This is a genomic window from Plantactinospora sp. GCM10030261 (genome assembly GCF_042666615.1).
In the GTDB taxonomy this organism is placed as follows: Bacteria; Actinomycetota; Actinomycetes; order Mycobacteriales; family Micromonosporaceae; genus KBS50.
Map to the genome: position 1 here is coordinate 73,228 of NZ_JBHTDD010000010.1, position 22,623 is coordinate 95,850.

The 22,623-nt window shown below is 71.1% G+C and carries 20 protein-coding genes and 1 riboswitch; of the genes, 12 read left to right on the forward strand and 8 right to left on the reverse strand.

Features of this window, described 5'->3' with window-relative positions:
* Positions 1 to 48 precede the first annotated feature (48 nt).
* The 3 genes from ACFQUZ_RS14360 to ACFQUZ_RS14370 are packed head-to-tail and all read left to right on the forward strand — an operon-like array spanning position 49 to position 4,323.
* On the forward strand, positions 49 to 1,404 hold the full coding sequence (locus ACFQUZ_RS14360; RefSeq protein ID WP_377442160.1) for an aspartate aminotransferase family protein: 1,356 nt from the start codon (positions 49 to 51) through the stop codon (positions 1,402 to 1,404).
* Positions 1,401 to 2,876 (forward strand): aldehyde dehydrogenase family protein, encoded by a 1,476-nt coding sequence (locus ACFQUZ_RS14365; protein ID WP_377442162.1) that lies wholly within the window; start codon positions 1,401 to 1,403, stop codon positions 2,874 to 2,876. Before ACFQUZ_RS14360 ends, ACFQUZ_RS14365 begins: the two co-directional genes overlap by 4 nt.
* A 28-nt stretch (positions 2,877 to 2,904) precedes the next feature.
* The gene (locus ACFQUZ_RS14370; protein WP_377442165.1) at positions 2,905 to 4,323 is read left to right on the forward strand and encodes an APC family permease; all 1,419 of its coding nucleotides are present in this window, start codon (positions 2,905 to 2,907) and stop codon (positions 4,321 to 4,323) included.
* 67 nt (positions 4,324 to 4,390) lie between these two features.
* Here the strand turns inward: ACFQUZ_RS14370 and ACFQUZ_RS14375 are convergent, their stop codons facing one another.
* Positions 4,391 to 6,103, reverse strand: coding sequence for a metallophosphoesterase (locus tag ACFQUZ_RS14375; RefSeq protein WP_377442167.1), 1,713 nt, complete (start codon positions 6,101 to 6,103; stop codon positions 4,391 to 4,393).
* Between the two features lie 57 nt (positions 6,104 to 6,160).
* Positions 6,161 to 7,339 carry a PQQ-dependent sugar dehydrogenase gene (locus ACFQUZ_RS14380; RefSeq protein ID WP_377442170.1) on the reverse strand — a complete coding sequence of 393 codons (1,179 nt, stop codon included), beginning with the start codon at positions 7,337 to 7,339 and terminating at the stop codon, positions 6,161 to 6,163.
* Positions 7,340 to 7,396: 57 nt separating this feature from the next.
* Here ACFQUZ_RS14380 and ACFQUZ_RS14385 point away from each other — a divergent pair, with 57 nt between their 5' ends.
* The 3 genes from ACFQUZ_RS14385 to ACFQUZ_RS14395 all read left to right on the forward strand — a co-directional run bounded on the left by ACFQUZ_RS14385 (position 7,397) and on the right by ACFQUZ_RS14395 (position 9,383).
* On the forward strand, positions 7,397 to 7,666 hold the full coding sequence (locus ACFQUZ_RS14385; RefSeq protein ID WP_377442172.1) for a hypothetical protein: 270 nt from the start codon (positions 7,397 to 7,399) through the stop codon (positions 7,664 to 7,666).
* 72 nt (positions 7,667 to 7,738) lie between these two features.
* Complete coding sequence (locus tag ACFQUZ_RS14390; protein WP_377442174.1) at positions 7,739 to 8,308, forward strand: hypothetical protein; 570 nt, start codon at positions 7,739 to 7,741, stop codon at positions 8,306 to 8,308.
* 148 nt (positions 8,309 to 8,456) lie between these two features.
* Positions 8,457 to 9,383, forward strand: a complete 927-nt coding sequence (locus ACFQUZ_RS14395; protein ID WP_377442176.1) for a 2-hydroxyacid dehydrogenase — start codon at positions 8,457 to 8,459, stop codon at positions 9,381 to 9,383.
* On the opposite strand, the gene ACFQUZ_RS14400 is transcribed toward ACFQUZ_RS14395, so the two are convergent.
* The 4 genes from ACFQUZ_RS14400 to ACFQUZ_RS14415 all read right to left on the reverse strand — a co-directional run bounded on the left by ACFQUZ_RS14400 (position 9,377) and on the right by ACFQUZ_RS14415 (position 13,075).
* Complete coding sequence (locus ACFQUZ_RS14400; protein ID WP_377442178.1) at positions 9,377 to 9,754, reverse strand: PH domain-containing protein; 378 nt, start codon at positions 9,752 to 9,754, stop codon at positions 9,377 to 9,379. The genes ACFQUZ_RS14395 and ACFQUZ_RS14400 overlap by 7 nt on opposite strands.
* Before the next feature lie 305 nt (positions 9,755 to 10,059).
* Positions 10,060 to 11,328 carry a serine hydroxymethyltransferase gene (glyA, locus tag ACFQUZ_RS14405; protein WP_377442180.1) on the reverse strand — a complete coding sequence of 423 codons (1,269 nt, stop codon included), beginning with the start codon at positions 11,326 to 11,328 and terminating at the stop codon, positions 10,060 to 10,062.
* A gap of 19 nt (positions 11,329 to 11,347) precedes the next feature.
* Positions 11,348 to 11,454, reverse strand: a riboswitch (ZMP/ZTP riboswitch).
* 74 nt (positions 11,455 to 11,528) lie between these two features.
* A complete protein-coding gene (locus ACFQUZ_RS14410) occupies positions 11,529 to 12,536 on the reverse strand; it encodes a LacI family DNA-binding transcriptional regulator (protein ID WP_377442420.1) in 1,008 nt (335 codons plus the stop codon).
* 122 nt (positions 12,537 to 12,658) lie between these two features.
* A complete protein-coding gene (locus ACFQUZ_RS14415) occupies positions 12,659 to 13,075 on the reverse strand; it encodes a nuclear transport factor 2 family protein (protein ID WP_377442182.1) in 417 nt (138 codons plus the stop codon).
* Between the two features lie 231 nt (positions 13,076 to 13,306).
* Between ACFQUZ_RS14415 and ACFQUZ_RS14420 the strand changes: the two genes are divergently transcribed.
* Positions 13,307 to 13,594 carry a type II toxin-antitoxin system RelE/ParE family toxin gene (locus ACFQUZ_RS14420; RefSeq protein WP_377442184.1) on the forward strand — a complete coding sequence of 96 codons (288 nt, stop codon included), beginning with the start codon at positions 13,307 to 13,309 and terminating at the stop codon, positions 13,592 to 13,594.
* A gap of 9 nt (positions 13,595 to 13,603) precedes the next feature.
* The gene (locus ACFQUZ_RS14425) at positions 13,604 to 13,891 is read left to right on the forward strand and encodes a HigA family addiction module antitoxin (RefSeq protein WP_377442186.1); all 288 of its coding nucleotides are present in this window, start codon (positions 13,604 to 13,606) and stop codon (positions 13,889 to 13,891) included.
* Between the two features lie 51 nt (positions 13,892 to 13,942).
* Here the strand turns inward: ACFQUZ_RS14425 and ilvD are convergent, their stop codons facing one another.
* A complete protein-coding gene (gene ilvD, locus ACFQUZ_RS14430; protein WP_377442188.1) occupies positions 13,943 to 15,817 on the reverse strand; it encodes a dihydroxy-acid dehydratase in 1,875 nt (624 codons plus the stop codon).
* 177 nt (positions 15,818 to 15,994) lie between these two features.
* Between ilvD and ACFQUZ_RS14435 the strand changes: the two genes are divergently transcribed.
* The 4 genes from ACFQUZ_RS14435 (at position 15,995) to ilvC (ending at position 22,217) form a co-directional block, all read left to right on the forward strand.
* Positions 15,995 to 18,508, forward strand: coding sequence for a putative bifunctional diguanylate cyclase/phosphodiesterase (locus ACFQUZ_RS14435; RefSeq protein ID WP_377442190.1), 2,514 nt, complete (start codon positions 15,995 to 15,997; stop codon positions 18,506 to 18,508).
* Positions 18,509 to 18,759: 251 nt separating this feature from the next.
* Complete coding sequence (locus ACFQUZ_RS14440) at positions 18,760 to 20,619, forward strand: acetolactate synthase large subunit (RefSeq protein WP_377442192.1); 1,860 nt, start codon at positions 18,760 to 18,762, stop codon at positions 20,617 to 20,619.
* On the forward strand, positions 20,619 to 21,134 hold the full coding sequence (ilvN, locus tag ACFQUZ_RS14445; protein WP_377442194.1) for an acetolactate synthase small subunit: 516 nt from the start codon (positions 20,619 to 20,621) through the stop codon (positions 21,132 to 21,134). The genes ACFQUZ_RS14440 and ilvN overlap by 1 nt, the downstream gene beginning before the upstream one ends.
* 69 nt (positions 21,135 to 21,203) lie before the next feature.
* Positions 21,204 to 22,217, forward strand: coding sequence for a ketol-acid reductoisomerase (gene ilvC / locus ACFQUZ_RS14450; RefSeq protein WP_377442196.1), 1,014 nt, complete (start codon positions 21,204 to 21,206; stop codon positions 22,215 to 22,217).
* A gap of 89 nt (positions 22,218 to 22,306) precedes the next feature.
* Here the strand turns inward: ilvC and ACFQUZ_RS14455 are convergent, their stop codons facing one another.
* Positions 22,307 to 22,612, reverse strand: a complete 306-nt coding sequence (locus ACFQUZ_RS14455) for a YrhK family protein (protein ID WP_377442198.1) — start codon at positions 22,610 to 22,612, stop codon at positions 22,307 to 22,309.
* Between the last annotated feature and the right edge of the window lie 11 nt (positions 22,613 to 22,623).

Sequence of the window (22,623 nt, forward strand, 5' to 3'; positions counted from 1 at the left end):
TCTCCCAATAAACAGGACATCGACCGGCAGCGCCGATAGGGGGTCCACGTGACACACACCGTGGGATCAGCGGTCGACACCGCTGCCATGACGGCACTCGACTCGGCACATGTCATCCACCCGCACCGCCTCGCCCGTCACTCCGAGACGATCGTCATGGTGCGCGGCGAGGGCTCGCGGGTCTGGGACACCGAGGGCCGGGAGTACCTTGATGGCACCGCAGGGCTCGCACTCACCCAGGTTGGCCACGGTCGGCCAGAACTCGCGGCCGCCGCTGAGCGCCAGATGCGGCAATTAGACTATTATCCGTCCTTTTGGGAGTACTCGAACCCGAGAGCGATCGAGCTGGCCACCCGGCTGATCGAGCTCGCTCCCGGGGACCTCACCAAGGTCTTCTTCACCAGCGGCGGGTCCGACGGTGTCGAGGCGGCCATCCGGATGGCGCGGCTCTACCACTACCAGCGAGGCGCGACCGGCCGGACCGTGATCCTCTCTCGACGCGGCGCCTACCACGGCGTCGGCTACGGCTCCGGCTCCCTCACCGGCTTCGCGGACTACCACGTCGGGTTCTCGCCGATGCTTCCGGACGTCCAGCATCTGACGCCGCCGTGGGCGTACCGGCGGGAGTTGTTCGACGGCCATGACCCGACCGACTTCTGCCTCCGGGAACTGGAGCGAACGATCGAGGAGATCGGACCGGGACGAATCGCCGCATTCGTCGGTGAGCCTGTCATGGGGGTGGCTGGCATGGTCACACCGCCCGATGACTACTGGTCACGGGCCGAGGCCCTGCTCAGGGCCCACGGCATTCTCCTCGTCGCGGACGAGGTGATCTGCGGATACGGGCGCACCGGTCACTGGTTCGCCAGCGAACGGTACGACATCACCCCCGACATCATGGTCACCGCCAAGGGGCTCACCAGCGGATACTTCCCGCTCGGCGCGGTCCTGGTGTCCGGTGCCGTGGCCGAGCAGTTGGACCTCGGACCGGACGGCTTCCCGATCGGCTACACGTACACGGGTCACCCCACGGGCTGCGCGGTCGCACTGGCGAACCTTGACGTGATCGAGCGGGAGAACCTGGTGCGGCGGGCGGCGGAGCTGGGCCGGTCGCTGCTGGCCGCGCTGGCCCCGCTGGCGGACCTGCCGGTTGTGGGCGAGGTACGCGGTGCGGGGCTGATGATCGCCCTCGAACTTGTCCGCGACACCGCCGCCGGGACGGCTGTCGGCGCGAACATCGCCCGATACGTCCGGGAGGAGCATGGCATCATCGTCCGCCCGCACGAGACGGTGGTGTCGATCTCGCCACCGCTGGTGCTCACCGACGCGGAGGCCGACCGTCTCGTCGCCGCCCTCCGAGACGCGCTGACCCGGGTGGGACCCGACGGAACGGTCCGGCGGTGACCAGCCGGGACCGGTTGCTCGCGGGCGTCCGCTGGGAGCTCGGCGCATACCTGAAGGACTGGACTCCGGCCGGCGGCGCCAAGATCGATGTGACGGAGCCTGCGACCGGCGCCACGCTCGGCAGCTTCGCCGCCGCGACCGCCGACGTCGTGGCCCAGGCCGCCACCGTCGCCGCCGCCGGGCAACCGCACTGGCAGGACACCCATCCGGCGGATCGCGCCCGGATCCTGAACCAGGCCGGTGACATCCTCGAACGCCACTCGGACGAGGTGGTGGAGCGGATCGTCCGCGAGTCGGGTTCCGCGGTCCCGAAGGCCGTGGGCGAGCTGGCCGCGACCGTGGCGGAACTCCGCTCCGCCGCGGCGTTGAGCACGCAGCCGGCGGGCCGCGTGCTGCCTGCCGAACGCCCCGGCCAGGTCAGCGTCGCGTCCCGCGTCCCGATCGGCGTCATCGGCGTCATCACCCCCTGGAACGTGCCCCTACTGCTCGCCGCCCGTAGCGTCGCGCCGGCGCTGGCGCTCGGCAACGCCGTCGTGCTGAAGCCCGACCCCCACACGCCGGCCTGCGGCGGCGTGCTGCTCGTCGAGGCCCTCCGCGCGGCCGGGCTGCCCGAGGGCGTGCTCACGCTCGTCCTCGGGGGCGCGGAGACCGGCGAGGCCGTGGTGACCGACCCACGGGTACGAATGATCTCCTTCACTGGCTCCACCACGGCCGGTCGTCTGATCGCCCGACTCGCCGGGGAGCGACTGAAGAAGGTCGCCCTGGAACTTGGTGGGAACAGCCCGCTCATCGTGCTCGACGATGCGGACCTCGACCGCGCCAGTTCCGCCGGCGCCTGGGGTTCCTTCCAGCACCAGGGTCAGGTCTGCATGGCCACCTCCCGGCACCTGGTTCACGAGAAGGTGGCCGACGAGTACCTCGACCGGCTGTCCCGCCGTGCCGAGCGGTTGCGGATCGGCGACCCCGCCAGCGATCCCGACGTCCACCTCGGTCCGCTGATCAACCAGCGGCAGCTCGACCGGGTGGACCGTATCGTTTCCGCCAGTGTCACCGCCGGGGCCACCGCCCTTACCGGCGGCAGACACGACGGGCTGTTCTACCGACCCACGGTGCTCGCGGGCGTCACACCGGCAATGCCCGCGTACACCGAGGAGATCTTCGGGCCGGTCGCGCCGGTCACCGTGTTCTGCGACGACGAGGAAGCGCTTCACCTCGCCTCGATGACCGAGTACGGCCTCGCCGCCGCCATCCACTCCACGTCTCAGGACCGCGCGCTGCGGCTCGCCGCCCGGATTCCGGCCGGAATGGTGCACGTCAACGACCAGACGGTCAACGACAACCCGTACGCGCCGTTCGGCGGTCGCGGCGCGTCCGGTAACGGAAGCCGGTTCGGCGGCGAGGCGAACTGGGAGGCGTTCACCCAATGGCAATGGCTGACGGTCGCCAGCCAGCCACCGATCTTCCCGTTCTAGGACGGGTCAGCCCCGAGAGGCGGATCCCATGGTTCAGACCGGTACCTCCACCCAACCCCGAACAGCGACGCGGTCCACCACCCTGAAACCGAACACCGTCGGTACGGCCGGCATCGTGTTCTTCGTCGTCGCGGCCGCCGCACCGCTGGCCGCGACCCTCGGGGCGTCCCCCCTGGTCTTCGGCGCGAACGGGATCGGCGCACCCGGCGCCTACCTGGCGGCGACCGTGGTGCTGTTGCTGTTCGCAGTCGGCTACGCCGCGATGAGCCGCCACGTCACCGGCGCGGGTGGCTTCGCCACGTACATCTCCGACGGGCTCGGCGGCCCCGCCGGCCATGCCGCCGCGTTCGTCGCGCTGCTGGCGTACAACTGCATGCTGGCCGGCATCTTCGGTCAGCTCGGCGCGTTCGCCCAGTCCATCTTCGCGGGGTACGGGTTGGACCTGCCGTGGCAGGCATGGGTGGCGGTCGGCCTCGCCGTGGTGGCTGTGCTCGGCTACCGGGACGTGCTGATCAGCGCGCGGGTGCTCGGCGTGCTGCTCGTCGCGGAGGTGCTCGTGCTGCTGGTGCTCGACATCGCCGTGATCGGCAGCGGTGGCGCCGACGGAGTGTCCGCCGCCTCGTTCAACCCGGCCAACGTGTTCGGCGGTGCGAGCGGAATCGCGATCATGTTCGCCTTCTCGTGTTTCATCGGCTTCGAGGCCACTACCATCTACGGCGAAGAGGCCCGTGATCCGAAACGCACCGTGCCCCGCGCGACCTACATCGCGATCCTGGTGATCGGGCTGTTCTACACGATGACCATGTGGGCGATCGGTCTCGGTTACGGCGCCAATGACGTGGCGGAGCAGGCGAGGGCGAACCCGGTCGGGTTCGTGCTGGACCTCAACACCCGCTACCTCGGCTCGACGTCCACCGAGGTGGTGAACCTGCTCGTGCTCACCAGCCTGCTCGCAGTGGTGCTGGCGTTCCACCACACGCTCGCCCGCTACCTCTACTCGCTGGGTCGGGCGGGGGCGCTGCCAGCGGCGCTGAGCCGGACCCGCCGCGGTGACCAGGCCCCGCACGTCGCGAGCATCACCCAGGTCGCCATCACGGCCGTCATCATCGCGACGTTCTCGGTGTTCGGCGCGGATCCGTTCCTGCACCTGTTCGCGTGGCTGGTCGGAGTGGGCACGCTTGGCGTGCTGGTGCTGCAGGCCGCCGCATCGGTCGCCGTGCTCGCTTTCTTCCGGCGCACCCGTAGCGACACGCGACCCTGGCCGACGCTTATCGCCCCGACACTCGCGCTTGCTGGTCTCCTCGTCGCGATCTACCTGGTGCTGCGCAACTTCGAGGTACTCACCGGGGCGACGTCGCGGGTGATCCTGTACCTGCCGTGGCTGGTGCCGATCGCTGCCCTTGTCGGGCTTGCCATGTGGACGCGAAGCCGACGGACTCGGATCTGACCGGCGGAGGCGCCTTTCGACGTCGACGGGGCACCGGTCCCCGATCAAACGAATGGCTGGGGACCGGTCAGCTCGGTGGAGCGGTGGGGGAGGTGGGCGTGCCGGCCGGGGCCGTCCCGCTCGGCGTGGCCGTCGGAGTCGGGCCCCGGGTCGGGGTCGGCGTCGGCGAGGCGTCCGGGGCCACGGCGCCCGGGTCCGGGATGATGTGCCGCTCCAGGCTGACCTGGGACTGCCCGGTACCGCCGACGGTGATGTTGTCGTACGCCTGGAGCTTCTTCGCCGGATCGAAGTAGAGCACCGTCATGTTCAACGGCGTGGGGTCGTCGTACTCCAGTCCGCGCAGTCCGGCGCCGCCGGTGGACCCTTCGACGAAGAGCTGCGTCGGCTGCTCGCCGGGCACCTGCGGCAGCTTGAGCACCTCCCGCTTGTGGGTGTGACCGGCGAGCACCAGGGGCACCGTCCCGGACAGCGGTCCGGCCGACGCGGGGTCATGGACCAGGGCGATATCCACCCGCTGCGGCAGCGCCGACCGGATTGTCGCGGCCAGCCGTTCCCCAGTAGTGATCAACTGGTCGGCGTCGGAGGTGGTGAGTCCGGCTCCGGCCGCCGAGGTGTCCTTGTCCGGGGTGAATCGAGGATCGCGTGCGCCGGCGATTGTCAGACCGGCCACCTGGGTCAGCGACTGGTCCAGCACGATCGCGTTCGGCTGCGCGGCGACGGCCGCCGCCGTGGCGGCGGAGTCGTGGTTTCCCCGAATGTAGACGTACGGCTTCTTCAACTGGGCGATCGAGCCCACGAACGAGGTCTCCGGCTCGCTGCCCCAGTCGTTGATGTCGCCCGTGTCGATCACGACGTCGATGTTGAACTGCTCGACGACGGTTCGGATCAGCTGCCACGAGGACGGGTTGAGGTGCATGTCCGAGATGTGCAGCACCCTGGTGGTGCCGGGGCTCGGCTCGTACACCGGCAGTGCGGACACCGTGGTGTACAGCTTGCTGACGTTGCCCACCAGGCGCTGGAGCTGGTCGGCGTACTTGCCGTAGTTCGTGGCGATCGACCGGGCGTCACCGATGATGGCCGGAGCGTTGACAAGCAGACCCTCGTAGCGGGGCTCCTCGATGGCGCGGGGATGCACGGTCAACCCGGCCAGTCCGAGCGTGCCGACGGTCAGCCCCAGGGAGAGCAGGCCGGACCAGGCGACCCTGCGCACGTCGCGGAAGACCAGCGCCGCGAGCAGCATCGCGCCGAGCACGGCCACCGCGACGGTACGCAGGCCGAGCCGGATCACGCCCTCGGTCACGTCCTCGACGGCGAGCTGGCTGATCCGGTCCAGGTTGCGCGGGTCGCGGATGAGGGCCTCGGTCCGCTCCTGGTCGAGCGCGCCGAGCTGCACGCTGAATCGGGCGGGTCCATCGTGGGTGTCGAAGGCCAGCGCGCCCAGCGGCGGGATGCGAACGTCCGTCTCGCCGGTCACCGCGGGGGTGACCGCGAGTTGAGCGCGGAACGGGCCGATGTCGGTCTCCACCCGCGCGCCGAGCAGCGTGCCGAGCAGCGTGCCGATGAGGCTCACCAGGACGAGCGCGGTACCCAGCGCGACCCGGCGACCCCACAGCGAGTTCAGTGCCGCGCGGGTGCGCCGGCCGGTCTCGCCGAACGCCCGTCCGGTTGACCCCAACACCCGGCCGGCGGCCCCGCGGGCGCGTCCAGCCGCATTACGGGTACGGCGCTCCGGGGTCCGCTCGGTTCCGGCGCCGTCGTTGTCTCTCGCCTGCCCGTCCATCACAGAATCATGACCTGCCCCGCCCAAGATCTGGGGAAACCCGGGAGGAGGGAGTGGTCAACTCTTTCCGGCGGAGCCATCGGAGAAGACCAGGCGGATGATCCGGTCGTCGTCGGCCCCGGGCTTGCCGCGCGCGTCGTGGTTGGACGTCGCGATCCACAGCGACCCGTCCGGCGCGGTAACGGCCGTGCGGAGCCGGCCGTAGGCGTTGGTCAGGATGGCCCGGGGCTGGCCCAGAACCGCGCCCGAGGCGGTCAACTCGACGAGCCACAGCCGTTGGCCGCGCAGGCAGGCGGCGGCGAGCAGCCGGCCCACCACCGCCGCGCCGGAGCAGGATGCCTCCGAGGTCCGCCACTGCACCAGCGGCTGGGTGAATTCGCTCCGGGCGCTCTCCTTGCCTTCCACTTCCGGCCAGCCGTAGTTCTTCCCAGGTTCGATGAGGTTGATCTCGTCCCAGGTGTTCTGGCCGAACTCGGTGGCGTACAGGCGCTTGTTGTCGTCCCAGGCGATGCCCTGCACGTTGCGGTGTCCCAGGCTCCATACCGGCGAACCGGCGGTGGGGTTGCCCGGGGCCGGCTTGCCGTCCGGCGTGATCCGGAGGATCTTGCCGCCCAGGCTCTTCGGATCCTGGGACAGACCGCGTTGCGAGGCATCGCCGGTGGTCGCGTACAGGAAGCCGTCCGGGCCGAACGCCAGCCGGCCGCCGTTGTGGATGCCGGACAACGGGATGCCGGTCAGGATCGGGGTGGGTGGGGCACCGAGGGTGAGCCGGGCGATCCGGTTGTCCTCGCGGGTGGAGTAGTAGATGAAGATCGACTTGTCCCGCTCGTAGTCGGGGGAGACCGCGAGGCCCAACAGACCGCCCTCGCCGCCGCCGTCGACCTCGTCGACCGTCTGCACCGTACGCACCGTGAGGCCCTTCGGCCCCGACTCCGGACCGACCTGGAGGATCTTGGCGCTGTCCCGCTCGGCCACCAGCGCCGAGCCGTCGGGCAGGAAACCGATGCCCCACGGGACCCGGAGGCCCTTCGCCAGCACGGTCGCCGCGACCTGCTGGTCGAGTCCACCGCCCCCGGTGGGGCTGGAGGCGGACGCCGACGGCGTCGGAAAGCGGGGCGGCTCGCCGGCCGGGTCGGGTTCCGGCTCGCCGAACGAACACCCACTGACCGTCAGGACGGCCACCGCGAAGGCGGCGGCCAGCGCGCGGGTCCGGGCTTTCCACTGGTACGCGGTCACCGATCCAGCGTAGCGGTGCCCTCCCGGCCCCTTCCCGCGCTCAGGATCTGGGTGGTCATGACGTCAGGGGTGACCTCGGCGGAGCGGGCTGATGATCCACCCGAGACGCGGCATGTCGTGGGGTTGAGCGACTCCCGTGACCCCGGTATGCCGCACATCGAGTCGATCATGGTGTGGCGGCTGCGGCTGCGGCTGCGGCTGCGGATGCGGGTGCGGTGCGGGCCTGGGGGCCGGCAGCGGTGCGGGTGCCGGCGCTGGCAGCGGTGCCGGTGCCGGCAGCGGTGCGGTGCTGGCGCGGGTGTCGGCGCGGACGCCGGTGCCATTTGACCGGTGGATTGTGGTAGACGCAATGCGTGCAACGGTGTAATCATGTAATCATTCTGGTCAGCGGAGGTAATCATGCGAGACAGGAGATGGGACGGGGGCGGGCGGTTCGGTGGCTCCCGTGGCGAGCCGCCGGCTGCCGACGACGCTTCGGCCTGGATCATCGGGGCGATTCCGGACGGTTTGTTCTCCGAGCCGCCGCGCATCGCGATCGACCGCGAGGAGATCGCGATCATCGGTCGGCTGCCCGAACCGGAGCTGCCCGCGGACGCCAGCCCGGCCGACCGGGCGGCGGCCGAGGCCGGCCGCATAAACCAGCACCGGGAGGAGACCAGGGAACGGCGCATAAAGATCGCCCAGCAGGTGGAGCACCGGTACCGCCGGAAGGTCGCCTGGGGAGCCGTCTGCGGTGGCACCGAGGAGTTGTTCACGAACCTGTCCGCGCCGGTGATGACCCGGCTGCGGCAGCCGGAGCGCCAGGTCCTCGACACCCTGGTGGACGCCGGAGTGGCCCGGTCCCGCTCGGAGGCGCTGGCCTGGTGCGTCCGGCTGGTCGGTGAACACGCCGAGCAATGGCTCGGTGAGCTGCGTACCGCGATGGGGTCGGTCGACGAACTCCGCCGCCGCGGCCCCGACCTGACCTGACCTGACCCCCACCCCCTTTCCTCGTCGATCTAGGGCAGATGGTCGTGATTGGAGATCGACTCACAACCATCTGCCCTAGATCGACGGGGGGATCGACGGGGGGAGATCGAGGAGAGGGAGGGGTGCGGGCGGGGTATCGTCGGCCAGCGTGAAGGTGTGGATCCCGCACGAGCAGGGCCGGCCCCTCATGGGCGAGCTGCCGGCGACGGTGATGGTCGAGGTGGCGACCGACCTCGCCGCCGCCCCGGACGACCCGGGCGGTGTGGAGTTCTGGGTGCCCCCGTTCCTCGCCCAGGACGAGGCCGTGAAGATGGCGGCTCGGTTGCCCGACCTGCGGGTCATCCAACTGCTCTCCGCCGGGGCGGATGCCTGGGTGGGTCGAACCCCGGACGGGGTTACCTTGTGCGACGCCCGAGGGGTTCACGACTCCAGCACCGCGGAGTGGGTGCTCGCCGCGATCCTGGCGCACGTTCGCGCCTTTCCGCAGTTCGCCAGGGCTCAGGCCCGGCACGAGTGGAGCTACGCCGCGGCGACGCCCACCGACGAGCTGGCCGGCAAGCGGGTGCTCATCGTGGGCGCCGGATCGATCGGGGCGGCGATCGCCGCGCGGCTCGAACCGTTCGAGGTCGAGATCACCCGGGTGGCCCGCACCGGTCGCCCCGCCGAGGGCGTACACGGCGTGTCGGAACTGCCCGCCCTGCTGCCTTCGGCGGACGTCGTCGTGGTGGTGGTGCCGCTCACCGACCAGACCCGCGGCCTGGTCGACGCCGACTTCCTGGCCGCGCTGCCGGACGACGCGTTGCTGGTCAATGCCGCCCGAGGCCCGGTCGCCGACACAGACGCGTTGGTCGCCGCCCTGGGCACCGGTCGGCTGCGGGCCGCGCTCGACGTCACCGAGCCGGAGCCGCTGCCCGCCGGGCATCCGCTGTGGGACATGCCGAACGTGCTGCTCACCCCACATGTGGCGGGCTCGGTACGCGGACTGCTGCCGCGCGCCTACCGGCTGGCCGGGGAGCAGGTGCGGCGTCTGGCCGACGGGCGGCCCCTGGTCAACGAGGTGGTCGACGGCTACTGAGCGGGAGCGTCGAGCCCTCGTCCGCTGGCGGCCACCAGCCGCGGCAGGTCGGCGACCCGTACGCCAGGCAGCGGAGCGACGCGGCCGTCCGCGAGGCGGGCCTGTGCCCGCCCCCGCTCGTCGCCGCTCAGCTCGACGACCTCCGACCAGGGGATGCGCCGGTTGCCCACGAGCCCGCGCAGACGCAGGCCGGTCCGGTCGGCGTCGGTACCGGCCCGCCATCCCCAGATCACCACGGTCAGCGGGATCAGGAGCAGGGGCGCCAGAAACCACCGGGAGCCGGCCAGCGGGAGGGCGCCGAACAGGGCAATCACGCCGGCCACCCAGATCACCTGGCTGTGCCGGAACCGGACCGTGTCGGGGCTGCTCACCCGCTGATTTTCGCATCCCGGCGGCGACCAACCGCCGCCGGGAGCGAACGAGTGGAGATCGACAGCGCAACCGCCGCGATCGCGAGCCGGATGAAACCGGCCGCTGGAGGGAACGGGTTGACCATGCCGCCGGTGTCACCGACCCGACCGGCCGCTGGAGGGACGGACCAGCGTGGCCAGCGCCGATCGACCGGCTCCGCCGGAGCGACGGACGGGGTGAGCGAGCACCGACCGGCCGGCGCCGCCGGAGCGAGCACCGACCGGCCGGGGCCGCCGGAGCGACGGACCGGCCGGTCGGCGGTACGTCAGTTCACGGCGTACCCGGGCATCGGGTAGCCGGCCAGCAGGTCGCTGACCTCACCGGCGATCCGCTCGATTGTCGACTCGTCGTCCTTCGCGGCGGCCGCGACGGCCTCGTCCATCCAGGACGCCACCTGGGGCATCTGCTCCTCGCCGAGGCCACGGGTGGTGAGTGCCGCCGTTCCCAGCCGGATGCCGGACGGGTCGAACGGCTTGCGGGGGTCGAACGGCACGGTGTTGTAGTTCAGCTCGATGCCGGCCCGGTCCAGTGCCTGCGCCGCCGGCTTGCCGCCGATTCCCTTGCCAGTTAGATCGGCGAGGATCAGGTGGTTGTCGGTGCCACCGGAGATCAGCTCGAAGCCGCGCTCCAGCAGGGCCGCGGCCAGCGCCTTCGAGTTGGCGACGATCTGCGCCGCGTACGACCGGAAGTCCGGGGTGGCGGCCTCGCGCAACGCTGTGGCGATGCCCGCGGTGGTGTGATTGTGTGGGCCGCCCTGGAGGCCGGGGAAGACCGCCTTGTCGATCGCGGCGGCGTGCTGTGCCGTCGTCATGATCATCGCGCCTCGCGGGCCACGCAGGGTCTTGTGCGTGGTGGTCGTGATGACGTCCGCGTGCCCGACGGGGGACGGGTGCGCGCCCCCCGCCACCAGTCCGGCGATGTGTGCGATGTCGGCCACCAGGACGGCGTCGACCTCGCGGGCGATCTCGGCGAAGCCGGGGAAGTCGATGACGCGCGGAACGGCCGTGCCACCGCAGAAGATCACCTTCGGCCGTTCCCGGCGGGCCAGGTCGCGAACCTCGTCGAGGTCGATCCGCCCGGTCTCCCGGGAGACGCCGTAGCGGACCGGGTTGAACCACTTGCCGGTGGCGGAGACCGACCAGCCGTGGGTGAGGTGGCCGCCCATCGGCAGCGACATCCCGAGCACCGTGTCACCGGGGGACAGGAACGCCAGGTAGGCGGCCAGGTTGGCCGGCGATCCCGAGTACGGCTGGACGTTGGCATGCTCGACGCCGAAGACCTCCTTGGCCCGCTCGATGGCCAACGTCTCGATCGGGTCGACGAACTGCTGGCCCTCGTAGTAGCGACGGCCGGCGTAACCCTCCGAGTACTTGTTCGTCAGCACCGTGCCGGAGGCCTCCAGGACCGCGGTCGACACGTAGTTCTCCGACGCGATCATCCGGAGCTTGTCGTGCTGTCGTTTGGCCTCGCCCTCGACGAGGGCGGCCAACTGCGGGTCCGCGGCGGTCAGGCTGGTGATCGATGGTACGTGCACGAGCGCCTCCTGGCGGTTGTCGTGGCACCCAGGCGCGCGGTGCACGTGCCGGTCGCTCCCCGGTGGTCGATTCCACCAAGGGCCCATCCGGAACGGCGGGCCCTGCTGCGCCAGTCGCGAGTCCCTCCGGATGCTATCGGGTCCGGCAACCGGTCACCCGAACCACCACGCGCCGGCCGGCAGCCGTTGCCGGGTCACCGTCATCCGGTGCGGCGTGGCGGCGCGGTGCTACCCCGGGGAGTGAGGTGGGCGGGCTCGTCCTGGTACGCACCGACCTGCTCACCCGCGATCACGGCCAGCAACTGCCGGGCGGCGTTCGCCCCGTTCGCTGGGATGTCGCGACCGAGTGCGGTGAGCGGCGGGTGCGTGAGCCGGCACAGTGGCGAGTCGTCCCAGGCCACCAGGGAGAGGTCGGTCGGCACCGAGAGCCCCATCTCCTGGGCGACCGCGAGGCCGGCGATGGCCATCACGTCGTTGTCGTAGACGATGGCGGTCGGCCGGTCGGTCGAGCTGAGTAGCCGCCGGGTCGCCCGTGCCCCGTCCTCCCCGGTGTAGTCCGACGACACGGTGACCGCCCGGTCGATGCCGGCGCGCCGGCACACCGCCTCGAAAGCCGTCGACCGGATCTCGGTGTGCAGCAACCCGGGCAGACCGCCGACCCGGGCGATCCGCCGGTGGCCCAGGGCGACCAGGTAGCGCACGGCCTCGTCGACCGCCGCCGCGTCGTCCGACCAGATGTTGGCCAACCGGCCGGTGTGGCCGGGGCCGCCGATCACCACGGCGGGAAGTCCCAGCTCCTCCAGGGTCGGCACCCGGCGGTCGTCGACCCGCAGATCGCACAGGAAAACGCCGTCCACCCGGCGTTCCCCCCACCACCGGCGGTACACCGCGATCTCGGCGTCCGGATCGGCGACCACCTGGAGGGTGAGGGCGTAGCCCCGGGCGGACAACTCCCCTTCCACGCCGCTTATCAGTTCCATGAAGAACGGCTCGACCCCGAGGATCCTGGCCGGCCGGCAGAGCGCCAGGCCGACCGCGTGGGCGCTCGCGCCGGACAGCGCCCGAGCCGCGCTGTTGGGGCTGAAGCCGAGTTCGGCGGCCACGTCGAGGATGCGGCGCCGGGTGGCTTCGGAGACGCCGGGCAGGCCGTTCAACGCGTACGAGACGGCGCCCTTGGAGACGCCCGCCCGGCGGGCCACGTCCGCCATCGTCGGCCGCTTCACCGGCGCTCCTTCACCTCGGCTTCCTGCACCCTACGTCGCCCACCTCCCGTCTGAAGGAAGGGCCCCTTCTTATCGCTTCACGCGTCGGAAGGGGCCTGTTGTCGACCTCAGCCGGCCCAGGCTCGGGCGACCGAGAGGCTGTCCTCGTAGATGTGGTGGCGGTTGACCAGGCCCTCGCCGTCGACCGTCAGGTGTAGCGCGAAGTGGGCCCGGTAGTCGCGGCCGGTCCGCCGGACCCGGTTGACGATCGTGCCGAGGACGACGGCGTCGGGCCCGTCGACGAGGATCCGCTCGATCTCCGCCGCCGCCCGTTCCTGCTCGTGGTGGCTCGCGATGCTCCGGAAGTGGTCGGCCACCTCGGCGCGGGTGGACCGTGGCCGGATCCACGGCACCTCGCCGCCGTGCTCCTCCGCCGGCCAGTCGAGCCGCCAGTCCACCCGTTCGGCGTACGCCTCGGCGATCCGATCCGGGTCGCCCTCGCCGATCCGCCCCAACAGGTCCTGTACCACCTCGCGGGTGTCCACGCCGATCCTCCTCGTTGTCGTCGGTGAGGTGATCAGCTTGGTCCGCGCCGCCGCCGGTGTCGATTACCTCCCGGGTCATCGGCCGGCGGTGCTCAAGGTCGAAGAAGGGCCCTCGTCAACGCTTGGAGTACGCCACTGTCGGGAACTCGGGAGTCATGGGGATGGTAGCTTACTTAGCACGGTTGCACGGATACCGTGAAAGCAGGCTACTGCCTGGTGAGGAGATGGATCTTGATCGCCTCGTTCGGCGACCGGGCGACCGAGGCCCTGTTCCACGGACGATCGGGCCGTGCCCGACGCATCCCAGCCGACATACGCGCTACGTCGCTTCGGAAGCTGGACATGGTCAACGCGGCCCGCGAGCTTCGCGACCTGAGGGTGCCGCCGGGAAACCGATTGGAGGCGTTGAAGGGGGACCGCGAGGGAGAGCACAGCATCCGCGTGAACGACAAGTGGCGCATCGTCTTCCGTTGGGAAGGCGGAGATGCGCACGAGGTCTCGATCGTCGATTACCACTGAGGAGGACAGATGCTGCCAGAGAATCGGATCCCGACCCACCCCGGCGAGATCCTGAGCGAGGAGTTCCTTAAGCCGCTCGGCCTGACCCAGGTGGCGTTGGCCGACCACCTGGGCGTACCGGTTCAGCGAATCAATGAGCTTGTCCGTGGCAAGCGAGGCATTACGCCGGAGACCGCCTGGCTCCTGGCGGGCGCCTTCGGGACGACCCCTGACTTCTGGGCCAGTCTTCAGACCACCCACGACCTGGCCGCCACCAGACCGACGCAGGCCGTCCCACGGCTCCCGAGGGCGGCTTGACCACGGCACTGCGCCATTGCGGAGCGAGACCCGTGGCCACACCGCCTTTCCTCACTCCGGGACGCGGCGGTAGGCGCCGTCGCTGGCCGAGGTCGCCATCGAGGCGTAGGCGCGGAGCGCCGCGGAGACCGGCCGGTCCCGGTCCACCGGCGTGTACGGACGGTCCCGCTTCTCCTGGGCGACGCGCCGGGCGTCCAGCACGTCGGCCGGCACGGTCAGCTCGATGCTCCGGGCCGGGATGTCGATGACGATCTCGTCGCCCTCCTCGACCAGCGCGATCAGGCCGCCGGACGCCGCCTCGGGAGAGACGTGCCCGATGGACAGTCCGGAGGTCCCGCCGGAGAACCGGCCGTCGGTGAGCAGCGCGCAGGACCGACCCAGTCCGCGTCCCTTGAGGAACGACGTGGGATAGAGCATCTCCTGCATGCCAGGACCACCCTTCGGGCCCTCGTACCGGATCACCACCACGTCCCCGGCGACCACCCGCCGGCCGAGGATGGCCTCGACCGCCGCGTCCTGCGACTCGAACACCCGGGCCGGCCCGCGGAAGGTGAGGCACTCCTCGGGCACCCCGGCCGTCTTGACCACGCAGCCGTCCGGGGCCAGGTTGCCGCGCAGGATCGCCAGCCCACCGTCGGCGGAGTACGCGTGCGCCCGGTCCCGGATACAGCCACCGGCCGCGTCGGTGTCCAGACTGGACCAGCGGTTGGCGGTGGAGAACGGCTCGGTGGTGCGCACCCCGCCCGGCGCCGCGCCGAACAGCTCGATGGCGGCCGGGATCGCGTTCCCGCCCCGGATGTCCCAGTCCCGCAGCCAGTCGTCCAGGTTGTCGGTGTGCACCGCGCGGACGTCCCGACGCAGCAGCCCGGCGCGATCCAGTTCGCCGAGGATGGCCGGGATGCCGCCGGCCCGGTGCACGTCCTCCATGTGATAGACGGGCGAGTTCGGCGCCACCTTGGCGAGGCATGGCACCCGCCGGGAGATGACGTCGATGTCGGACACGCCGAAGTCGAGTTCCGCCTCCCGGGCGGCGGCGAGCAGGTGCAGCACCGTGTTGGTGGAGCCGCCCATCGCCACGTCCAGCGCCACGGCGTTCTCGAACGCCGCCCGGTTGGCGATGGACCGGGGCAGCACCGAGGCGTCGTCGGCGTCGTACCACCGCTTGGCGATCTCCACGACGGTGCGGCCGGCCTCGACGAAGAGCGACCGGCGCGCCGCGTGGGTGGCCAGGGTGGACCCGTTGCCCGGCAGGGCCAGCCCGATCGCCTCGGTGAGGCAGTTCATCGAGTTCGCGGTGAACATGCCGGAGCAGGAGCCACAGGTGGGGCAGGCGGAGCGCTCGACGGCGCCGAGCCGGTCGTCGGTGACCGCGTCGTCGGATGACGCGATCATGGCGTCGATCAGGTCGATCGAGCGTACCGTCGACTCGCCGGCGGGTCGGACGATGCCGTCCAGCACCGCCGCGTCGATCTTGCCGGCCTCCATCGGCCCGCCAGAGACGAAGACGGTCGGGATGTTCAGCCGGAGCGCAGCGAGCAGCATTCCCGGTGTGATCTTGTCGCAGTTCGAGATGCAGACCAGGGCGTCCGCGCAGTGCGCGTTGACCATGTATTCGACCGCGTCGGCGATCAACTCCCGGCTGGGCAGGGAGTAGAGCATGCCGCCGTGCCCCATGGCGATGCCGTCGTCGACCGCGATCGTGTTGAACTCCCGCCCGACGCCACCCGCCTCGGCCACCGCGTCGGCCACCAGGCCGCCGAGGTCCTTGAGGTGGACATGTCCGGGTACGAACTGGGTGAAACTGTTGGCGATGGCGACGATCGGCTTCCCGAAGTCGTCCTCGGTCATCCCGGTGGCCCGCCACAGCGCCCGGGCACCGGCCATGGTCCGTCCGTGCGTGGAGGTCTTCGACCGCAGGTCAGGCATGGCCCCAGTCTGGCACCGACGGTCGGGTACGGGCGACCGCCCGGCCCCACCCGTCCACGACGCGGGACGGCGCGGCGCGCCGATATCGTCGGCGCGCCCAGCGGGGCAGATACCGACACGGGAACAACGGGTCTATCTCGACCCCCGCCGATGGCATTGATCCGGCAGAGTGAGGGCGTGCACCTGCTGCCGGTCGTGGTCGCCGTCGCGGTCGGTGGCGGTCTGATCGCAGCGGCCGCCACCGTCTCGCTGATCGGCGCCGCGCGGCGGGCCGCCGGTGCCACCCGAGCCACCGGGAGCCCGTCCGCGTCCCCCGCCGGGGGTGATTCCACCGCATCCGCCGACCGGGCGGCGTACCGGTGGTTGGCGATCGGCGCCGTCGCGGCGACCGGTGTCCTCGTCGTCGGCCTGGTCGGCATGGTCGTACTGCACGCCGACTGGTCCGGCCAGCGGCACGCCCGGATGATGTTGGCGACCGTGGTCGCCCTCGGGATGACGCTGGCCAGCGTGGCGTTCTGCCTGGCGCTGCTCCGGCTGCCCAGCGTGGTGCGTGGCGCCGCCGCGGCCGGTCGGTTGGCCCTGGACGGCGTGGTCACCGCGGCCGGGCTGTGGTTCGCCGGCTGGGTGCTGATGGTCGAACCGACCCGGCTGCTCGGGGGCGCCACGCCGACGGGTTGCCCCGCCATCCTGCTGTCCAGCGTGACGGCCGCCGGCACGGTCGGGCTGTCCGGCATCGTGCTGCTCCGGGCGCCGCGACCCCGGCACCGGACGGTGCTGGCGGCCGCTGGCGTGGGTCCGATCGCCATCGGCGGGCTGCTGCTCGCGGCCGGCGTCTGCCAGTCGGGCCCGGCGGTCACCCTGGTCGCCGCGGTGCTGCTCTGCGCGGGGCTGGTCGTCGTGGCGCTGGCGAGCCGGGGCTCCAGCCCGGGCGGCGAGGACGGCCCGGACGTCATCCGGCGGGGCTCGGGGTACGCGTTCGTGCCGATGCTGCTGCTGGCGACGGCGTCGATCTACCACCTGGCCCGCGGCGGGACCGTCACCCCGAACGGCATGATCGCCTATCTGGTGGAGGGGTTCGCGCTGGTCGCCCGGCAGTCGCTGGCGCTGCGGGAGGTGCGGGGCTACGCCCACCGGCTGATCGAGCGGGAGGCGCACTTCCGCGAGCTGGCACACACCGATCCGCTGACCGGGCTGGCCAACCGGCGTGGCCTGCTGCGCGCCCTGCACGCCGAGGACCCCGACCGGCCCCGGGTCCTGCTCGGTCTGGACCTGGACGGTTTCAAGATCGTCAACGACATGCGCGGACACGATGTGGGCGACGCGGTGCTGGTCGAGGTGGGTCGCCGGCTGCGGGCGAATCTGCGGCCCGGTGACGTCGCGGCCCGGCTCGGCGGGGACGAGTTCGCCGTGTTGACCAGGGCCAACGCCGCCGCGGCGGAGCGGGTGGCGGAACGGCTGCTGGGCGTGCTCAACCGGCCGTACGAGGCGGTGGAGGGGCGGGTCTACCTCTCGGTAAGCATCGGCCTGGCCGCGTTGCCGGCCACCGCCGCGGTGGAGGATCTGCTCCGGCACGCCGATCTCGCGCTGCGGTACGCCAAGCAGCGCGGCAAGAACCGGATCGAGCGGTACGACGTCGCCTATGACCACCTGCTGCGCCGGCGGACCATCCTGGAGCACGAGCTGCGCGGGGCGGTCGAGCGGGACGAGTTGCGGCTGCATTTCCAGCCGGTGGTGGCGGTGCCCTCGGTCCGGCCGGTCGGGGCCGAGGCACTACTGCGGTGGGACCATCCGGAGCTGGGGGCGGTCGGCCCGGACGAGTTCATCCCGCTCGCCGAGGAGTGCGGCATGATCGTGGAGTTGGGTGCCTGGGTGTTGCACCAGGCATGTCACCAGCTCTCCCTGTGGCTGGCCGCAGGGCACGACGTGTGGGTGTCGGTGAACGTGTCGCCACGCGAACTGCACGCGCCGGAGTACGTCGTCCAGGTGGCCGAGGCGCTACGGTCGCACCAGGTGCCGCCGCAACGGCTCGTGCTGGAGGTCACCGAGCACGCGGTGGCCACCGACCTCGACGAGCTGATCAAGCGACTTGCCGCGTTGCGGATGACCGGCGTACGCATCGCCCTGGACGATTTCGGTGCCGGCTATTCCTCGCTGGGCCAGCTGCGCCGGCTGCCGTTGGACATCCTCAAGATCGACCACAGCCTGGTCGCCGAACCGGAGCCGGGGGAGGGTCCGATAGTGGCGACCGGGACACTGCCCGCTCCGATGGTGGACGTGGTGATGCGGTTGGGCCACCGGCTGGGGCTGGAGGTGATCGCGGAGGGGGTCACCACCCCGGCCGAGCTGGCGGCGGTCGTGGCGGCCGGATGCCGCTTCGGCCAGGGGCGCCTGTTCGGCTGGGGAGTGCCGGCGGACCACCTGACGGCGCAGCTGGAGTCGGCGAGCGCGTGGGCGGGCGGGCGGTCTCCGGTGCCACACCAACGGCCCGGGCCGGTGGATCAGGCCGGCGCCACGGCCGCCCTCCCCGGCGCCCCGGCCGCGGTCTCCGGCGGGGCGGCCACGGTTCCGGGCGCGGCGGCCACCGCCTCCGGCGCCACGCCGGCCGGCGGACCGGCGGAGCCCGCTACCGCGACATCTTCTGCCCAAGATGTGAGATCTGTTGACTCAGCGCGTGAGATGCGTCAGGCTTAGGCGCATGTCGAGCATTATCTCGCGAGTACTTCCCTGAGCGCACTCTCCCGCCGAGAGTGCGCTGGCCCCGTGCATCTGCACGTGGGCCATTTTTGTTGGCACTGATCACCGTACGACTGTCCGGGCCGGAGGCCCGGGCGAGGTGGTCGTCCGGACCGAACGCTCGCCCGGGCGCCGCTCACCGATCCACCCATGGCGCTGACGTCCATCCGTAGCGCTGACACAGGTCCCGACCCGAAGGCTGAACTGCCATGACGAGACCCCCCACGCCAGAGGCCCTCGCCCACCGGCCGACTCCCGGCCGCCCGGCGACCGCCGCGCCGACACCTGCCACTCTCGCCTCCGCCGCCGCGGTACGGGCCTCCGCCCCTATCCAGGTCAGCGGGGCCGGGTCGCTCGTGAAGTCGCTGGAGGCGCTCGACGTCGAGGTGGTGTTCGGCATTCCGGGTGGGGCGATCCTGCCGGCGTACGATCCGCTCTACGACTCGGCCGTGCGGCACATCCTGGTCCGGCACGAGCAGGGCGCCGGGCACGCGGCGACCGGCTACGCCCAGGCCACCGGCCGGGTTGGCGTCTGCATCGCCACGTCCGGTCCGGGCGCCACCAACCTGGTCACGCCGATCGCCGACGCGTACATGGATTCGGTGCCGATCGTGGCGATCACCGGGCAGGTGGCGCGGCCCTCGATCGGATCGGATGCCTTCCAGGAGGCTGACATCCAGGGCATCACGCTACCGATCACGAAGCACAACTTCCTGGTCCAGTCCGCCGAGGAGATCCCGCAGACCCTGGCCGAGGCGTTCCACCTGGCCGCGACCGGGCGTCCCGGGCCGGTCCTGGTCGACCTGCCCAAGGACGTGCTCCAGGCACAGACCACCTTCCGCTGGCCGCCCACGCTGGACCTGCCGGGATACCGGCCGACCCTGCACCCGCACGGCAAGCAGATCCGGGAGGCGGCCCGGCTGATGGCGGCCGCCCGCCGGCCGGTGCTCTACGTCGGCGGCGGGGTGCTCAAGGGGCGGGCCACCGAGGGTCTGCGCCGGCTGGCCGAACTGACCGGTATCCCCGTGGTGACCACCCTGATGGCTCGCGGCGCCTTCCCCGACTCGCATCCGCAACACCTCGGCATGCCGGGCATGCACGGCACGGTCGCGGCGGTGTACGCGCTTCAGAAGGCGGACCTGATCGTGGCGCTGGGGGCGCGGTTCGACGACCGGGTCACCGGTCGGCTGGACTCCTTCGCGCCGGGCGCGGCGGTCGTGCACGCCGACATCGACCCGGCCGAGATCGGCAAGAACCGGCACGCGGACGTGCCGATCGTCGGCGATGTCAGGCACGTCATCGACGACCTGGTGGCCGCCATCGGCGGCGGCGACGGGCCCCGCGGCGCGGATCGCACCGAGTGGTGGGCGCAGCTCGACGACCTGCGCGGCCGCTACCCGCTCGGCTACGACGAGCCGGCCGACGGCACGCTTGCCCCGCAGTACGTGATCGAGCGACTGGGCGAGCTGGTCGGTTCGGACGCCGTGTATGTGGCCGGCGTCGGCCAGCACCAGATGTGGGCTTCCCAGTTCATCCGTTACGAGAAGCCGCAGACCTGGTTGAACTCCGGTGGGCTCGGCACCATGGGGTACGCCGTCCCGGCGGCGATGGGTGCCAAGGTGGGCCAGCCGGACACGACCGTCTGGGCGATCGACGGCGACGGGTGCTTCCAGATGACCAACCAGGAGTTGGCCACCTGTGCCCTGGAGGGCATCCCGATCAAGGTGGCTGTGATCAACAACGGTAATCTGGGGATGGTGCGTCAGTGGCAGACGCTGTTCTACGGCGAGCGCTACTCCAACACCGAACTGGGCACCCACAAGCACCGCATCCCCGACTTCGTGAAGTTGGCCGAGGCTCTCGGCTGCGTCGGGCTGCGGTGCGAGACCGCCGCCGACGTGGACAAGACGATCAAGGCCGCCATGGCGATCAACGACGTTCCCGTCGTTATCGACTTCGTGGTGGGCAAGGACGCGATGGTGTGGCCGATGGTGGCCGCCGGCACCAGCAATGACGAGATCATGTTTGCTCGGGACGTGCGCCCGGACTTCGACGAGGACGAACTGTAATGAGCATGCACACCCTGTCCGTGCTGGTGGAGAACAAGCCGGGCGTCCTGGCCAGGGTCTCCGGGCTCTTCTCCCGTCGCGGCTTCAACATCGACTCGCTGGCGGTGGGGGAGACGGAGAACCCGGACGTGTCGCGGATGACCATTGTGGTCAACGCCGATTCCTCGCCGCTGGAGCAGGTCACGAAGCAGCTCAACAAGCTGGTGAACGTGCTGAAGATCGTCGAGCTGGACCAGTCGGTCTCGGTCGCCCGCGAACTGCTGCTGGTGAAGGTGCGGGCGGACCGGGCCGCCCGGGCGCAGGTCCTCGAGACGGTCAACCTGTTCCGGGCCCGGGTGATCGACGTCGCTCCGGAAACCCTCACCATCGAGGCGACCGGCACCCCGGACAAGCTGGACGCGCTGCTGCGCGACCTGGAGCCGTTCGGCATCAAGGAGATGGTGCAGTCCGGGCTTGTCGCCATCGGGCGTGGATCCCGGTCCATCACCGCCGGCCCCGCACTGCGGGCGGCCTGACCCGCCGGTCCCGCGTCGCGGGCGGCCTGATCCGGTGGCGGACGCCACCGTACGAAAGGGAAGAGTCACATGACCGCTGAGGTGTACTACGACGACGACGCCGATCTGGCTCTCATCCAGGGCAAGCGGGTCGCGGTGCTCGGCTACGGCAGCCAGGGGCACGCGCACGCCTTGTCGCTGCGGGACTCCGGCGTCGACGTGGTGGTCGGCCTGCCCGAGGGCTCGAAAAGCCGGGCAAAGGCGGAGGAGCAGGGGCTGGCGGTGCGTACGCCGGCGGAGGCCGCCGCGGCCGCGGACGTCATCATGGTGCTGGCGCCGGACACCGTGCAGCGTTCGCTGTACGCCGAGGCCATCGCGCCGAACCTGACCGCCGGCAAGGCGCTGTTCTTCGGGCACGGCTTCAACATCCGGTACGGCTTCATCACCGCACCGTCCGACGTGGACGTGGCGATGGTGGCTCCCAAGGGGCCGGGGCACCTGGTGCGCCGCCAGTACGTCGACGGCAAGGGCGTGCCCTGCCTGGTCGCCGTCGAGCAGGACGCCACCGGCGGTGCGCTGGCGCTGGCTTTGGCGTACGCGAAGGCGATCGGCGGCACCCGGGCCGGCGTGATCCGGACCAGCTTCTCCGAGGAGACCGAGACCGACCTGTTCGGCGAGCAGGCGGTGCTCTGCGGCGGCGCGGCCGCGCTGGTACAGACCGGGTTCGAGGTGCTCACCGAGGCCGGCTACGCCCCGGAGATCGCCTACTTCGAGTGCCTGCACGAGCTGAAGCTGATCGTCGACCTGATGTACGAGGGCGGCATCGCGCGGATGCGGTACAGCGTCTCGGACACCGCCGAGTACGGCGACTACTCGCGCGGCCCCCGGGTGGTGGACGCCCGGGTCAAGGAGGAGATGAAGCGCATCCTCGCCGAGATCCGATCGGGCGAGTTCGCCCGGGAGTGGATCGCCGAGGACGACGCCGGTCGGCCCAACTTCACGAAGTGGCGGGCCGAAGGGGCGGCGCATCCGATCGAGGAGACCGGCCAGCAACTGCGCGGCATGATGAGCTGGGTGGACCGGCCGATCACCGAAACCGCCTGACACCGTTCCCTCCCCACCCCCCTGCCCCGGCGTTCCCACCCCTCCCTCGCGATCTTGCACTTCGGGCTCGACTATGGGTTGTAGATCCCTTATACCCGGGCCAAAGATCGCGGGAGCGCCGGGGCGGGGGCAGGGATGGGCGTCCCTCCGGTGACGGGGTCGATGTCGTGCCGGCGGAGGCTGCGCCGGCCGATGTTCTTCGCCACCTCGCCGAGCGCCCCGACGAGCATGGCGGAGCTGCCGACCAGGAACAGGTAGCGGCCGACCTGGGTGACGTCCAGCACATACAGCACGCTGCCGCTGAAGAACATGACATGGCCGATCAGCCCGATGATCAAGTGGGCGAGCGGATACCGCTGGACGAACGCCAGGAGTTTGCGCCACCGTCCGCTCATCGAAGCGTGCT

What these genes read in the sequence shown, in the direction of transcription:
- ACFQUZ_RS14370 (WP_377442165.1), top strand. Translation starts at nt 2,905, where the DNA reads ATGGTTCAGACCGGTACCTCCACCCAACCCCGAACAGCGACGCGGTCC.
- ACFQUZ_RS14375 (WP_377442167.1), bottom strand. Translation starts at nt 6,103, where the DNA reads ATGGACGGGCAGGCGAGAGACAACGACGGCGCCGGAACCGAGCGGACC.
- ACFQUZ_RS14385 (WP_377442172.1), top strand. Translation starts at nt 7,397, where the DNA reads ATGACGTCAGGGGTGACCTCGGCGGAGCGGGCTGATGATCCACCCGAG.
- ACFQUZ_RS14390 (WP_377442174.1), top strand. Translation starts at nt 7,739, where the DNA reads ATGCGAGACAGGAGATGGGACGGGGGCGGGCGGTTCGGTGGCTCCCGT.
- ACFQUZ_RS14410 (WP_377442420.1), bottom strand. Translation starts at nt 12,536, where the DNA reads ATGGCGGACGTGGCCCGCCGGGCGGGCGTCTCCAAGGGCGCCGTCTCG.
- ACFQUZ_RS14425 (WP_377442186.1), top strand. Translation starts at nt 13,604, where the DNA reads ATGCTGCCAGAGAATCGGATCCCGACCCACCCCGGCGAGATCCTGAGC.
- ilvD (WP_377442188.1), bottom strand. Translation starts at nt 15,817, where the DNA reads ATGCCTGACCTGCGGTCGAAGACCTCCACGCACGGACGGACCATGGCC.
- ACFQUZ_RS14440 (WP_377442192.1), top strand. Translation starts at nt 18,760, where the DNA reads ATGACGAGACCCCCCACGCCAGAGGCCCTCGCCCACCGGCCGACTCCC.
- ilvN (WP_377442194.1), top strand. Translation starts at nt 20,619, where the DNA reads ATGAGCATGCACACCCTGTCCGTGCTGGTGGAGAACAAGCCGGGCGTC.
- ilvC (WP_377442196.1), top strand. Translation starts at nt 21,204, where the DNA reads ATGACCGCTGAGGTGTACTACGACGACGACGCCGATCTGGCTCTCATC.
- ACFQUZ_RS14455 (WP_377442198.1), bottom strand. Translation starts at nt 22,612, where the DNA reads ATGAGCGGACGGTGGCGCAAACTCCTGGCGTTCGTCCAGCGGTATCCG.